We start from the raw sequence: 13,072 nt of genomic DNA, 5'->3' as shown, positions 1-13,072 counted from the left end.
TGGCGGCGGAGTGCCCCGCGAATCCATCATCAAACGGCGAATGTCCGGACCAGAAGGAAGACGTTCAGCGCGATGATCAGTGCGGCTACCACACCCGCCGCCACGGTGGTCGCCCGGTGGTTGACGTGCGCGCCCATGATGTCCCGGCGGCGGGTCAGCCAGACCAGCGGGACCAGCGCGAACGGCACACCGAACGACAACACCACCTGCGACCACACCAGCGCCGCCGTCGGGTCCACGCCGAGCAGCAGCACCGCCATCGCCGGCGCCATGGTGAGCAGCCGGCGCAGGGTGAGCGGGATGGTCCGGTTGATGAAGCCCTGCATGACCACCTGACCAGCGTGGGTGCCCACACTGGACGACGCGAAGCCGGACGCCAGCAGGGCGATCGCGAACGCCAGGGCGGCGTGCGAGTCCATGGTGGCGCCCAGCCCCGCGTGGATGCCCTCCAGACTGTCCGTACCCGGGATGCCGGACCCGAAGAAGAGCCGGGCCGCGATGATCAGCATGGCCAGGTTGATCAGCCCGGCCAGCCCCAGTGCCAGCAGCGTGTCGGCGCGCTGGCAGCGCAACGCCAGCCGCAGGTCGCCGGCGTCCCGGCCGGATCGGGTCTTGGTGAGCGCCGAGTGCAGGTAGATGACGTGCGGCATGACGGTGGCACCCAGGATGCCGGTGGCGAGCAGAACGCTGTCCACCCCGGCGAACGAGGGCACCATCCCACCGGCCACCGCGCCCGCGTCGGCCCCGGCGCGCAGGGTGTTGTAGAGGAACCCGAGCAGGATCACCCCGAGCAGGCCGGCGATCACCGACTCGTACCGCCGCACGCCCCGCCGTTGCAGGCCGAGCAGCGCGAACGCCACCACGCAGGTGATCAGGCCGCCGATCGGCAGCGGAACGCCGAACAGCAGGTACAGCGCCAGCGCCCCACCGATGATCTCGGCGAGGTCGGTGGCCATGGCGACCAGTTCGGCCTGCACCCACAGGCCCCGGGACACCCGCCGGGGCAGATGGCGGCGGCACAGTTCCGGCAGGTCGTTGCCGGTGACCAGGCCCAGCTTGGCGGAGAGCGACTGGATCAGCATCGCCATCAGGTTGGCCGCCACGATCACCCAGACCAGCAGGTGCCCGTACGTGGCCCCGCCGGTGAAGTTGGTGGCGAAGTTCCCCGGGTCGGCGTAGGCGATGGCCGCCACGAAGGCGGGACCGAACCAGGGCGCGACCCGGGCGACGCGGCGTCGCAGCGGCAGGGCTACCGATTGGGCAACATCGAGGACGACCATGGACTGCCCGTTCCCTGGGCCGGTGACACGCCCGGGCCATCCGCTGACCCGGCCGGGCCAGGTTCGGCCGGACGTATCGGTCACGTACCCCACGTGGCCCGGCGTCAACGACCGGCAACCGCGGCGCCCGTCATGCGCGGCTCCGTACCCGCCCGGCCGGATCACCTCGCCGGCGCGCCTGGGCGGGATGTTGCCGCGGCCGTGTTCCACCGGAGCGCTCCAGTGGAACGCGGGCGTCCGCGGGACTGCAGGAGCGCGAACGCCAGCGCCAGCTCGGCCAGGTCGCCGCCGTAGTACATCAGCGTGGCCGCGGCCTGCCGGTCCGCGGCGGTGACCGGCACCTGCACGAACACGCCGGCATACAGCAGTTGGGAGAGCGCGGCGTGTGCGCCGATGGCGACGCCCAGCAGGATCAGCCGCGCCGGCACCGACGGCCGGTGCGGTGCCGGGTCGGGCCCGGCGATCACCCAGGCGAACAGGATCCCCGAGAGTACGAAGTGGAGCGTCACCAGGTCGTGCAGCGCCGGCTCGGTGAGCGTGCGGGCGTACAGCGGGGTCAGGTAGAGCGTGCCCGGGCCGCCGACCGTCAGCATCAGCGCGGTCAGCGGATGCGTGCCGCACCGTATCGGCCGGCTGCGCAGCACCCGGGTCAGCCGCCGGGCCGCGGTCACCGGCAGCGTCCGCAACAGCAGCGTCACCGGCGCGCCCAGCACCAGCCCGAGCGGCGCGACCATGGCCACCAGCAGATGGTGCGCCGTGTGACCGGTGAGATCGTGCACCGGCCAGGCCAGCCCGGCGACCAGCACCGCGCAGCCGGCCAGGAACGCGGCGGCACGCCATCGGCTCCAGCCGGGGGCGCGCAGGCTCAGCAGGTCGTACCCCAGCGCCAGCAGCAGGATCACCGCGGGCCCGGCGGCGCCGGTGGATCCGTGTCCGGTCACGACCGGGCCGCGGGCACCTCGCGGGCGCCACGCCGGATCGCCCAGCCGGCCGCCACCAGCAGTGCGCCGAACGCCAGGAAGGCGAGGTCCCAGGCCAGCTGGCCCGGTCCGGTACGCACGTGGTGCACGCCCAGGATCTGGTGGTCGATCAGCCCCTCCACCAGGTTGAACAGTCCCCACCCGACGAGCATCCAGCCGTACAGTGCCCGGGACGTCCACACCTGGCGCCGGCCGGACGTGACACGGGCGTACAGCGAGGCGATCCCGGCCAGCACGAACAGCCAGGCGACCAGGTGGAACAGGCCGTCCCACAGGGTGTTCATCCGCAGCCCCGGCACCGTTTCGGGGGAGTAGTACGGCACTCCGATCCGGTCGGTGTCGGTGCTGGTGAGCAGGTGATGCCACTGCAGCAGCTGGTGCAGGACGATGCCGTCGACGAAGGCGCCCAGCCCGGCCCCGAGCAGGATTCCGGGCGTACGCAAGAGGTGAGCCATGCCGGCGTCATGCCCGGCGAACGTGTCACGCCCGGGCCACCGGGTGACCCGGACGGGCCAGGTGGCCGGGTAGCCCAGTGGACGTGCCGTACCGATCATCTTGGAGGTCTTGATGTTCAAGCACGTGGATCACCTGCAGTTCCAGGCCAAGCCGGAAAAGCCGGACGCGCTGCTGGCTGCGAAGATGCAAGAACTCGTCGGTGGCCAGTTCGGCGAGATGACCGTGATGATGCAGTACCTCTGGCAGGGCTGGAACTGCCGCGTCCCGGGCAAGTACAAGGACATGATCATGGACATCGCGACCGAGGAGATCGGTCACGTGGAAATGCTCACCACCATGCTGGCGCGACTGCTCGAAGGCGCGCCGAGCGAGACCACCGAGAAGGCGGTGGCCGCCAACCCGGTGCTGGCCGCGGTGATCGGTGGGATGAACCCGCAGCACGCGATCGTCACCGGCGGCGGCGCGCTGCCCCGGGACGCGGCCGGCGTGCCGTGGAACACCGGCTACATCATCGCCAGTGGCAACCTGCTGACCGACTTCCGGTCCAACGTCGCCGCCGAGGCGCAGAGCCGGCTGATGACCAGCCGCGTCTACAACATGACGGACGACCGTGGCGTGAAGGACATGCTGCAGTTCAACCTGGCCCGGGACACGTACCACCAGCAGCAGTGGCTGCTCGGCATCGAGCAGCTGATCGCGGACGGTCTGGTGGACAGCGGCATCGAGCAGTCGAACGCCGACGAGGAGAAGGACTTCGCCCGCCGGACGTTCTACAGCTTCGACCCGGCGAGCACCGCCGGCGAAGGCCGCTGGGCGCAGGGCACGTCGCTGCTGGGCGAGGAGATCGAGTACGTGCCCGACGCGCAGCCGCTCACCGACGACCGGCCGCTGGGCCCGGCGCCGGACCCGAAGCTGTACGCCACGTACGACGGCTCGATGGGCAAGGGCAAGCCCGGCACCGGCGGGGCCGCCCACGCCCAGGGCGTCGCCAACGTGGTGAACAAGATCAAGGGTGCGCTCGACTGAGCGGTGCAACAACGAGGAACCGGGTCGCCCCTTCGCGGCAACCCGGTTCCTTCTGCGTCGGTAGCGGTAGGCCGTCGCCGGCGACTTCGGAGTCTCTCCCGGCCATGGTGTGCGGAGTTGCGGCGCGCTGGGTGCCGCAACTCCACGCATCCCTGGTGCCCGAGGGCAGCGTGCAGAGTTATGGCGCGCTGTGCACCGAGAAACCACACGCGGCGGCACCCGCCTCGCCCTCCAAGATCCGCGGGCATGGCTACCCGGAGCCGATGATCGTCCGTCGAGGCGACCCGCTCCGAGACCACAGGATCCCGAGGCGGCCCTGTCGCTCGGGTGCCCTTGCTGAGTCCACTGGCGGTGATCAACAGGCGGCGAGTCCGCGCCCGGTCCCCGAGGGCATACACACGAGTGCGCCCTCCCGGGGGTGGGAGGGCGCACTCGGAAACAGCGTTCGGTCAGGCGCGGACGGCCCGGCGGGTGGTGAGCAGGCCGAGGGCGATCATGCCCAGGCCGAGGAACAGGTGCAGCCAGTCGTCCGCGGTGTTGACCGGGACGAAGTTGGCCGAACTGTTGTCGCCGACGACCAGGCCGTACAGCCACAGCACGAGGTAGACCGCGCCGCCGCCGATCAGGTAGTTCCGGGCACCGGAGACCGTCCGGGCCAGGGCGAACCCGGCGAGGCCGAAGAGCAGGTGGACGATGTTGTGCAGGATGGACACCTGGAAGACGCCGAGGAGCAGAGCGTCGGAGTGGTGCCCGGCGAACGTCATGTCGCCGTAGTTCGTGGTGATGCCGGGGATGAAGCCGAGCACGCCGACGAGCGCGAACACGGCGGCGACGGCGAGTGCCGCCTTCTGGACTGCGGTGCGGGCGACCGAATCGCCCGCGGTGGATCTGGTGACCATGTTTCCCTCACCTCCATTGGGGACAGCCGCATTCCCCGCTTGACGCCGGTCAAACGCCGCTTTCTCGAGCGGCCGCGGACCTTCGCAGATTGAGGTAGAGCGGTATTGCGGTGAGGAGGGTGCCGACACCGGCGAGGAGGTACGCCGGTCGCAGTCCGAGCCCTTCAACGGCCACTCCGGCGAGCAGGACACCGAACACGAAGGCGGATGCGCCGACTGCTTCAAAGAACGCGAAGACGGTGCTGCGGATGCGTTCCGGGGAGTGTCTCTGCAATTGAGAGTGCATGGCCACCAGTACCACTCCGCTGCCGAAGCCCCCGACCATCATCAGGGCCGGCACGGCGGAGAACCAGGGCGCCAGTGGCACCGTTGCTATCCCGACGCCCATGACCACGCGCCCGAGCAAGAGCGCCCGGGGCTCGGTCGCGGACTTCAGATTCCGGCCGCCGAACCATCCGCCCAGCACGAGGCCGAGGCCCCAACCGGCGCCCATCAGGTTGTAACCAATCACGCCGACGTCGAAATCGTCGGCGAGAATCGGCTCCGCCACCATGGCGAAGCTCGTCGAAATGTAGGCGGTCAGTGATGAGATGAGAATGAGGTACACCGCAGGCGTCGCTCTGATGAAGCGCGCCGCGCTGCGCATCCCGATCGGACTGCCGGGCTCCCTGGAGGGCGGTGAAATGGTGACGGAGAAGACGAGAGCGGCGGATATCAGAAAAGTCACTGCGTTGCAGAGATAGACGAGCTGCGGTCCGTCCAGAGCGAGCAGGGGAATGGCGAGTACTGGTCCGGCGGTACGACCCAGACTGGTCGCGGAGCTCAGCGTGCCGTTGGCCCGGGAGATGTGTTCACCGGCGACGATGTCCGGCACTGCGGCCGCCGAGGCGGGCAGGAACGGTGCCTCGGCGATCGCGGCCAGTCCCGCCAGTACGACAAGTTGAGTGGCCGAGAGATCCCGGGCCAGCACCACGAATATCGCGGCCGCGACGACGTCCGAAACGATCATCACTCGGCGTCTGCCCAGGTGGTCCGCCCACTTTCCGGCGAACGGCAACACGATGCTCTGCAGGCCGGTGGTGGCCAGCATGACCGCGACGACTGCGAACGTGTCCCCGGTCTTCTCCAGCACCTGGAAGACAATTGCGGCGTAAGCGGCGGCGCCGCCACCCACCGAGGCCATGCGTGCGGCGGCTAAGCGGCGAATCGTGCCGGCCGGGTACACGGCACTCGTCATTCAGCCACCGCGCGATGTCCGATCACCCGAGCACTATACCGCCGAAAGGCGAGAAAACGGCCGGTGGCCAGGCGAAATGCCAGGGGACGGCAGGGTGTCGCCGGTCCGCTAAGCTAGTCGAAAAGGGGAGGCATTGTGGACTTGGAGCGACTGTTCGCCGTTTCGTCCACGCCCGCCATCACGTCAAACACGATCTTCACCAATCGGGTGGACGAGATGGTCGCCTTCGAGTCGGCGATACGCGGGCTGCAGGTGCAGCGGAGAGAACACCCGCGCCTGACCGAGGACCTGCGAACGGGGCGGGACAACGTTCTCGTGTTCTACGGGATGGGCGGGATCGGCAAGAGCACGTTGTCCCGGGAGCTGCAGCGGCGATTCGACGCGGGCGAGGTTCCGGTGCCGGAGCGACGCGTCTCGGCCCGGATCGACTTCGCCAATCTGTCGACGTTCGACCCGGAGGTGATGCTGCTCCGGCTGCGTCGTTGTCTGGGGCAGCTGACTGGGGAACTGCACGCCTTCGACCTGGCCTTCTCGACGTACTGGGAACGCAAGCATCCAGGGCAACCGTTGGCCGAGTTCCTCGATCGTAGGTCCACGTTGAACTCGATCAACGAGAGGACTGGCATGTCCGAGCACATCCAGTCCGGGCTCGACGCCTTCCTGGGCGGCGCCGGGCTGGTCGGGGCGGCCTGGCGGCTGGGCACGCTGATCAAGGACGGTCTGGTGGCCAAGGTCGAGAAGGCGGCGGTGCTTCGCGACTGCCCGTACTTCGAGCCGCTGCTCAACGAGCCGTCCCCGGATCTGGCCCGGTTGTTCCTGCCGGTGCTGCTGGCCTGGGATCTGGAGCGCTATCAGCGCGAGCACGACGCCGCGGTGGTGATCTTCCTCGACACCTGGGAGATGGTGCAGGCGCACCGTCGGGAGCCGCACGGTGTCGAAGACGCGCTGAGCCGCCTCGTCTATCTGATGCCCAACGTGCTGTTCGTCATCACCGGCCGGTCACAGGTGACCTGGGCGGAGCCCGAACGCGCGGTCGACCTGAAGTACGCCGGACCGGAGTGCTGGCCGGGACTGGATTTGTCCGGGGCGCTCCGCCGGCAGTGGCTGCTGGGGGCGCTCTCGGAGGAAGACTGTGAGCGTTATCTGACACAGCGGCTGCAGATCGATGGCGCTCCGGCGATCCCCGCGGCGATTCGCCGCCGCATCGTGGCGGGATCGGAAGGGCTCCCGCTCTACCTGGATCTTTCCGCGGAGCATTTCGACGGTCTGGCCGGTCGCGGCGAGCCCCGAGCGGAAGACTTCGGCACGACCCTGCCGCATCTGGTGACGCGGGTGGTCCGGGATCTCGATTCGGCGGAGCGGCAGCTCCTGCGGGCTGCGGCACTGGTCTCCGCGTTCAACCGGGACCTGTTGCACGCCGCTGTGCCGGACTACCGGGACGCCACCATCCACCGGTTCATGGCCAGGCACTTCGTGAAGCAGGACCGGTCCGGGTGGCTGGAGTACTCGATGCACGACACCCTGCGGTCGTCCATCCGCGAGCACGATGCGGTCTCCGGTGATCCCTGGTCGGACCAGGAGTGGAACGACGCGGCGACGCGGACGGTGGAGTTCCTGCGGACGGAGATCGCCGACGACGTCGGGCAGGGCGCGCACGCGTACCGGAGCCGTCTGGTCGAGGCATTTCTGGACGCCGCGTGCCTCAGCCTGGAATTCTCCATCCCGGCGGACTGGCTGCTCGACGTCGGAAAGGCCATGTGCGATCTCGGCCAGTGGCAGGTGCTCCAGAGATTGGAGACGTTGTCCGGTCCCGAGGGTTCGGTGGGTCGTCCCATCGTGCTCGGCTGCATGGCGGCGTACTCGCGCGATGCCGCCAGCCTGCCGCGTGCGCTGGAACTGCTCGACGCCGCGTCGGCCGAACCGGGACTGAGCGAGTACGTCACGGTCTGGCTGGAACTGGAGCGGGCCGAGGTACTGGTCCGTCTAGACCGCAATGACGACGCGAGCCCGCTGCTCGTCCGGCTGGCCCGTCGCTCCGACACCTTCGGCGATCGCGCCCGGCGGTGGCTCGCCATTCTCGACGAACGCGCCGGGCGCTTCCCGGCCGTGCTGGGGTGGGCGTCCGGCCTGTCGTCACAGCATCCCCGGCTTCGGCGAGCGGCGGCGACGCTCACCGGTTTCACCCTGCTCGCCAACGCGGATCTGGACCGTGCCGTGGAGCAGTTCCGACTCGCGGTGGACATCTCCGAGCCCGGCCGTTCGCTGGTCGAAGATGCCCTGGTGCGTGAACATCTGGCCTGGTGCAGAGCGTGGCGAGGCGGGGCCGAAGCCCGGGCGCTGGCTGCCGAGGCGCTCGAGGTCAACCGGCGGATGGGCAGCCCCATCGGGGTCGGGCGGGCGCTCGCTGCCTGCGCGCTGGCCGATATCGGTGCGGCGGAGCCCGCAGAGGTTTTCACCCGGACGCGGGAGAGCCTGGCGGTCATCCGGCGAACCGGATATCAGTCCGACGGCCTGCATCCGTTGCTGGCGGAACTCCTTCTGCACTGTCTGCTGGGTGACGTGCCGGCCGCGACGGACGTGCACGGGCAGATTCTGGCGCTGATCACGACGAACCGGACGCACTTCAGCTACACGTACGTCGCCACCTGGTGGCTGAGCACGATCGCGCCGTCCGGGCACGTCTCCACCGCGGGGTTCGAGCCGGTGGCCTGGCTGGACGGCGAGGACAACGCCAGGCGGCGCTGGCTGGCCGTGCTGGCCCGACGTAGGGAGATCGCCGCCTAGGCGGCAACACGACCGGTCGAGCCGGCGGTCACCCGTCCGGCGACGGACACGCGTTGAATTCGTCTCACAAGTTGCGTCGCTTACTGCGTCGTTCTAGCCTCGGAGGTCGAACACATAACCGAGGGGGCACGCGTGACTACCGTGACGCAACGAGCGCCGAGCGCCGCTGACGAGGCGATCCGGGCGATGACCGCGGTGCCGGTCGACCACCCCGACCGCGCCGCGCTGCGCGAGCGGGCCATCGAGGCCTGGCTGCCGCTGGCGCGGCACCTGGCCGCCCGCTACAACGGCCGCGGCGAGCCGGCCGACGACCTCCTGCAGACCGCGACGGTCGGGCTGATCAAGGCGATCGACCGGTACGACGCGGACCGCGGCGTCGAGTTCTCCAGCTTCGCCATCCCCACCGTGCTCGGTGAGGTGAAGCGGCACTTCCGGGACCGTACCTGGTCGGTCCGGGTGCCCCGGCGCACCCAGGAACTGCGGATGGCGATCAGCGAGGCGAACAACACGCTCCTGCAGACGCTGGAGCGCTCGCCCACGGTGGCGGACGTCGCGGCGCACCTCGGGATCACCGAGGAGGAGGTGCTGGAGGGGCTGGAGGGTGCCCGGGCGTACTCGGCGACCAGCCTGTCGACGCCGGTGTCCGAGGACCAGTCCATGTCGCTCGGCGACACCCTCGGGACCGAGGACCACGAGTACGAACTGACCGAGCTGCGGATGGTGCTCGGGACCGCGATGGCGTCGCTGGACGAGCGGGAGCAGAAGATCCTGTCGCTCCGCTTCTACGGCAACCTGACCCAGTCCGACATCGCCGACCAGATCGGCGTGTCCCAGATGCACGTGTCACGGCTGATCATGCGGGCCCTGGCCAAGTTGCGCAGGCACCTCACCGAGGACTGAGCCGGGTCCGTCCGGAGTGACAGACTCGGTACATGACGGACGTGCTGGGCGTGGGGGTCGCCGGCTTCGGCTGGATGGGACGGGTGCACACCCAGGCGTACCTGCGGGTGCCGCACCATTTTCCGGCGGCGCCCCGGCGACCGCGGCTGGTCGCGGTGGCCGACGAGGTGCCCGGCCGGGCGGCGGACGCCGCGGCGCGGTACGGCTTCCAGACCGCCACCCCGGACTGGCGTGACCTGCTGACCGATCCGCGGGTCGCGGCGGTCAGCATCGCGGCACCGAACTTCCTGCACCGGGAGATGGGTGTCGCGCTGGCCGCGGCCGGCAAGCACATCTGGATCGAGAAGCCGGTGGGGCTGACCGTCGACGACGCCCGGGCGGTGGCCCGGGCGGTCGACGAGGCGGGTGTGACGGGGGCGGTCGGCTTCAACTACCGGTACGCCCCGGCCGTGCGGGCCGCCCGCGCACTGATCGCGGACGGCGCGCTGGGCACCGTCACGCACGCGCGGTTCCGCCTGTTCAGCGACTATGCCGCCCATCCCGACGGCGCGCTCACCTGGCGGTACGAGCGGGCCCGGGGCGGCAGCGGGGTCCTCGGCGACCTGGCCTCGCACGGTGTCGACCTGGTGCGGCACCTGCTCGGTGACATCGAGACGCTGGTCGCGGACACGGCGATCTTCGTGCCGCGGCGCCCCCGGCCGACCGCCGCCACGGCGGGACACAGCCGGGCCGCCGGCGGCGAACCCGGCGCGGTGGAGAACGAGGACTATGTGTCCAGTCAGATGCGGCTCGTCTCCGGCGCCCGGGTGGTGCTGGAGGCCAGCCGGGTCGCGGTGGGCGAGCAGAACAGCTACGGCTTCGAGGTGCACGGCACCACCGGCGCGGTGTTCTGGGACTTCCGGCGGATGGGCGAACTCGGGGTCAGCGTGGGCACCGCGTACCAGGATCAGGCGGTGAGCACGGTCCAGGTGGGACCGGGGCACGGCGACTACGCGGCGTTCCAGCCGGGGGCGGGCATCGCGATGAGCTACGACGACCTCAAGGTGATCGAGGCGTACGAGTTCGTGCGGGCGATCGCGGGCGGCCCGGCGGCCGGGGCCACGCTCGCCGACGCGGTCGCCAGTGCGGCCGTGCTGGACGCGATGGCGCACTCGGCGCGGGTGCGCGGATGGGCTGACGTTACAGTTCCGAATATTTGCATGTAGCCATTTACTGCGTGCGGCCGGAATGGCAGCGTGGCCGCATGAGACGAAGTGCTGCGCTGGTCATAGCGCTGACGGCGGCCGTGGTGGGTGCGTCGGCAACCCCGGCGAGCGCCGCGGCGCCGGTGCCGAAATTTGAGGTACTGAACCCCGGGCAACCGCCGGTGCTGACCGAGAAGGTTCCGGTCAACGTGGTGTTCCTCGGCTACGAACCGGCCCAGGTCGGCAAGAGTGCGTTCCTGTCCGGGCTGCCCCGGACGTACGAGCCGGTGGACCGTTACCCGGAGTTCTACGGGCGGGACGCGAAGCTCGGCATCAAGTACACCTACGACTACAAGATCACATACGGCGGCAGCGCGTACGAGAACAGGTTCTTCCGGCGCCTCGGCGCGCTGGCGAAGCCGGCGCCGCTGACCACGTTCCAGCAGCAGTACAACGACCAGCAGAAGAACGTTCTGGACGTCACCTCGAACCATGAGATCGACGGGCCCAGCGTGGAGAAGTGGCTGGCGCTGAACCCGCCGGCGGGCGTGGACACCCGGCGCAACACGGTCTACTTCATCAACTGGTACGGCCGGAGCGACTTCAAGTTCCACGTGTACACGAAGAAGGGCGAGGCGGACCCGGACACCGGCTACGACTTCGGCTCGGAACGGCAGAGCCGCCGGATGATGGCCTGGGGCGGCACCACCGCGGACGACGAGGAGACCGGCCTGGGCAGCACCCGCCGGGTCTGGTTCCACGATCTGTCCGCCGGCCCCGAGGTGTGGACCGAGAACTGGAACGTCGACGAGCCCGACCTGGACGGCAACGGCGTCGAGGACTACCGGATGCCGTCGATCTGGGAGTACGCGGCGAACGGCTACCGGGCTCCGTCCGCGCTGACCGGTGACCTCTCCAAGATCACCCGGTACGTGGCGCTGAACCTGCTGATGACCACGTCGCCGCTGTACCCGGTGGAGCTCCCGGCGGACCTGCCGAAAACCATCAACATCGACAGCAACACGTACGAGGGCTGGGCCACGGTCGACGCCTCGAAGGAGTTCATCACCCCGAAACTGCTCACCGCGGAACTCGCCGAACTGCGGTGGCGCAACCGGCTCGACTACGACAACCAGGACCTGCCGTTCACCGGCAAGGCGCTGGAGTGCTTCCACGGGCAGTACGTCACCGCGACGAGCTGCTACCCCGACCAGGACCTGCCGTCGGACGCGAACCTGTACCTCTACAACGACGAGAACCTGGCCCGCACGAAGGACGACGGCGACCGGGTCGACTACGAGCTGCCGGTGTTCAGCTACGCGACCGGGGCGGACTTCGACACCCCGCTCGGGTACGCCGACGACAACTGGGTCGACGGCACCCAGTCGTACGTCTTCGCGTTCGTCTCGCCGCAGATCGTCGAGTCGGGGTACGGCCTGACCACCACGCTGATCCACGAGGTCGGTCACCACCTGGGCATGAGCCACCCGCACGACGGCTACGACAGCGAGACCGGCGTGGACTACGGCCCGGCCGACGAGTTCCTGTTCGCCAACGCCGGCGACCAGAGCAACTCGATGATGAGCTACATCGACGTCAACTGGGACTTCAGCCAGTTCGACCGGGACAACAGCGACCGGTTCCTGACCGCCGCCTACCACGAGGCGTCGAACGCGCTGGCCGCGGACATCCTGGCCGACCCGGACGGGCGGAAGGTGTACGGCGCCCTGCGCGCCGCCGACGGCCTGCTGGCACTGTCCAAGGCGGCGTTCGCGGCGCACGAGTACCGGACTGCGTACCGGTTGGCGGAGCTGGCGTACGACCGGCTGACCGGCGCGGCGGACCTGATCGGCGTCGACTCCGGCGCCCCGGCCCGGGCCATGAAGGCCGCGGCCGACACCGCCCGGACCAACCACCAGGACGACGAACCGCACGAGTTCATCGACACGCTGGCGCCGGACAGCCCGCGCGCGCAGCCGTAACCCCGGAGACGCAGCGGCCGAGCACGTGCCGGCTGCCCCAGGCGCCCAGCGGTGCCAGTGCCGCGTTGAGCGAGACCCCCAGCGGGGTCAGCGAGTAGACCACCTTCGGCGGCACCTCGTCGTGCACGTCGCGGTGCACGATGCCGTCCGCCTCCAGCTCGCGCAGGTGGTCGGTGAGCACCTTCTCGGTCACCCCGGGCAGCTCCCGGCGCAGCTCGCCGAAGCGGCTCGGGCGCACCGACAGCGCCCACAGGATCAGCACCTTCCACTTGCCACCGACGACGTCCATCGCGGCGTCGATGCCGCAGACGTACCGGCCTGCGCGTGGTGTCGTCGCCACCGTG

11 protein-coding genes are annotated in these 13,072 nt (G+C 69.7%); 5 read left to right on the top strand and 6 right to left on the bottom strand.

Annotated features, from left to right (window positions below):
* Window positions 1–29 precede the first annotated feature (29 nt).
* The 3 genes from LDL48_RS10130 to LDL48_RS10120 all read right to left on the bottom strand — a co-directional run bounded on the left by LDL48_RS10130 (window position 30) and on the right by LDL48_RS10120 (window position 2,835).
* Complete coding sequence (locus LDL48_RS10130; RefSeq protein ID WP_225254768.1) at window positions 30–1,280, bottom strand: Nramp family divalent metal transporter; 1,251 nt, start codon at window positions 1,278–1,280, stop codon at window positions 30–32.
* A 161-nt stretch (window positions 1,281–1,441) separates the two neighbouring features.
* Entirely contained in the window at window positions 1,442–2,221 is a 780-nt protein-coding gene (locus LDL48_RS10125; RefSeq protein WP_225254767.1) for a cytochrome c oxidase assembly protein, read from the bottom strand.
* Complete coding sequence (locus LDL48_RS10120) at window positions 2,218–2,835, bottom strand: DUF2243 domain-containing protein (protein ID WP_225254766.1); 618 nt, start codon at window positions 2,833–2,835, stop codon at window positions 2,218–2,220. The genes LDL48_RS10125 and LDL48_RS10120 overlap by 4 nt, the downstream gene beginning before the upstream one ends.
* On the opposite strand from LDL48_RS10120, the gene LDL48_RS10115 reads away from it, so the two are divergent.
* Window positions 2,828–3,742 (top strand): manganese catalase, encoded by a 915-nt coding sequence (locus LDL48_RS10115; RefSeq protein WP_225254765.1) that lies wholly within the window; start codon window positions 2,828–2,830, stop codon window positions 3,740–3,742. The genes LDL48_RS10120 and LDL48_RS10115 overlap by 8 nt on opposite strands.
* 449 nt (window positions 3,743–4,191) lie before the next feature.
* Here the strand turns inward: LDL48_RS10115 and LDL48_RS10110 are convergent, their stop codons facing one another.
* Together LDL48_RS10110 and LDL48_RS10105 are read right to left on the bottom strand one after the other, a co-directional pair.
* Window positions 4,192–4,641, bottom strand: a complete 450-nt coding sequence (locus tag LDL48_RS10110; RefSeq protein ID WP_225254764.1) for a DUF4383 domain-containing protein — start codon at window positions 4,639–4,641, stop codon at window positions 4,192–4,194.
* Window positions 4,642–4,690: 49 nt separating this feature from the next.
* A complete protein-coding gene (locus LDL48_RS10105) occupies window positions 4,691–5,878 on the bottom strand; it encodes an MFS transporter (protein ID WP_225254763.1) in 1,188 nt (395 codons plus the stop codon).
* A 135-nt stretch (window positions 5,879–6,013) separates the two neighbouring features.
* Between LDL48_RS10105 and LDL48_RS10100 the strand changes: the two genes are divergently transcribed.
* From LDL48_RS10100 to LDL48_RS10085, 4 genes are all read left to right on the top strand, one after another.
* Window positions 6,014–8,662, top strand: a complete 2,649-nt coding sequence (locus LDL48_RS10100; protein ID WP_225254762.1) for a hypothetical protein — start codon at window positions 6,014–6,016, stop codon at window positions 8,660–8,662.
* 186 nt (window positions 8,663–8,848) lie between these two features.
* The gene (locus LDL48_RS10095) at window positions 8,849–9,562 is read left to right on the top strand and encodes a SigB/SigF/SigG family RNA polymerase sigma factor (protein ID WP_225254828.1); all 714 of its coding nucleotides are present in this window, start codon (window positions 8,849–8,851) and stop codon (window positions 9,560–9,562) included.
* 32 nt (window positions 9,563–9,594) lie between these two features.
* On the top strand, window positions 9,595–10,767 hold the full coding sequence (locus LDL48_RS10090; protein WP_225254761.1) for a Gfo/Idh/MocA family protein: 1,173 nt from the start codon (window positions 9,595–9,597) through the stop codon (window positions 10,765–10,767).
* A 38-nt stretch (window positions 10,768–10,805) separates the two neighbouring features.
* Entirely contained in the window at window positions 10,806–12,728 is a 1,923-nt protein-coding gene (locus tag LDL48_RS10085) for a zinc metalloprotease (protein WP_225254760.1), read from the top strand.
* Here the strand turns inward: LDL48_RS10085 and LDL48_RS10080 are convergent.
* Window positions 12,685–13,068: a winged helix-turn-helix transcriptional regulator gene (locus LDL48_RS10080; RefSeq protein WP_225254759.1), complete on the bottom strand. Its 384-nt coding sequence runs from the start codon at window positions 13,066–13,068 to the stop codon at window positions 12,685–12,687. The genes LDL48_RS10085 and LDL48_RS10080 overlap by 44 nt on opposite strands.
* Window positions 13,069–13,072: the final 4 nt, after the last annotated feature.

Source organism: Jidongwangia harbinensis (assembly GCF_020216025.1).
GTDB lineage: Bacteria > Actinomycetota > Actinomycetes > Mycobacteriales > Micromonosporaceae > Actinoplanes > Actinoplanes harbinensis.
This window is presented reverse-complemented; position numbering and strand designations above follow the sequence as displayed.

What these genes read in the sequence shown, in the direction of transcription:
- LDL48_RS10130 (WP_225254768.1), bottom strand. Translation starts at nt 1,280, where the DNA reads ATGGTCGTCCTCGATGTTGCCCAATCGGTAGCCCTGCCGCTGCGACGC.
- LDL48_RS10115 (WP_225254765.1), top strand. Translation starts at nt 2,828, where the DNA reads ATGTTCAAGCACGTGGATCACCTGCAGTTCCAGGCCAAGCCGGAAAAG.
- LDL48_RS10110 (WP_225254764.1), bottom strand. Translation starts at nt 4,641, where the DNA reads ATGGTCACCAGATCCACCGCGGGCGATTCGGTCGCCCGCACCGCAGTC.
- LDL48_RS10105 (WP_225254763.1), bottom strand. Translation starts at nt 5,878, where the DNA reads ATGACGAGTGCCGTGTACCCGGCCGGCACGATTCGCCGCTTAGCCGCC.
- LDL48_RS10095 (WP_225254828.1), top strand. Translation starts at nt 8,849, where the DNA reads ATGACCGCGGTGCCGGTCGACCACCCCGACCGCGCCGCGCTGCGCGAG.
- LDL48_RS10090 (WP_225254761.1), top strand. Translation starts at nt 9,595, where the DNA reads ATGACGGACGTGCTGGGCGTGGGGGTCGCCGGCTTCGGCTGGATGGGA.
- LDL48_RS10085 (WP_225254760.1), top strand. Translation starts at nt 10,806, where the DNA reads ATGAGACGAAGTGCTGCGCTGGTCATAGCGCTGACGGCGGCCGTGGTG.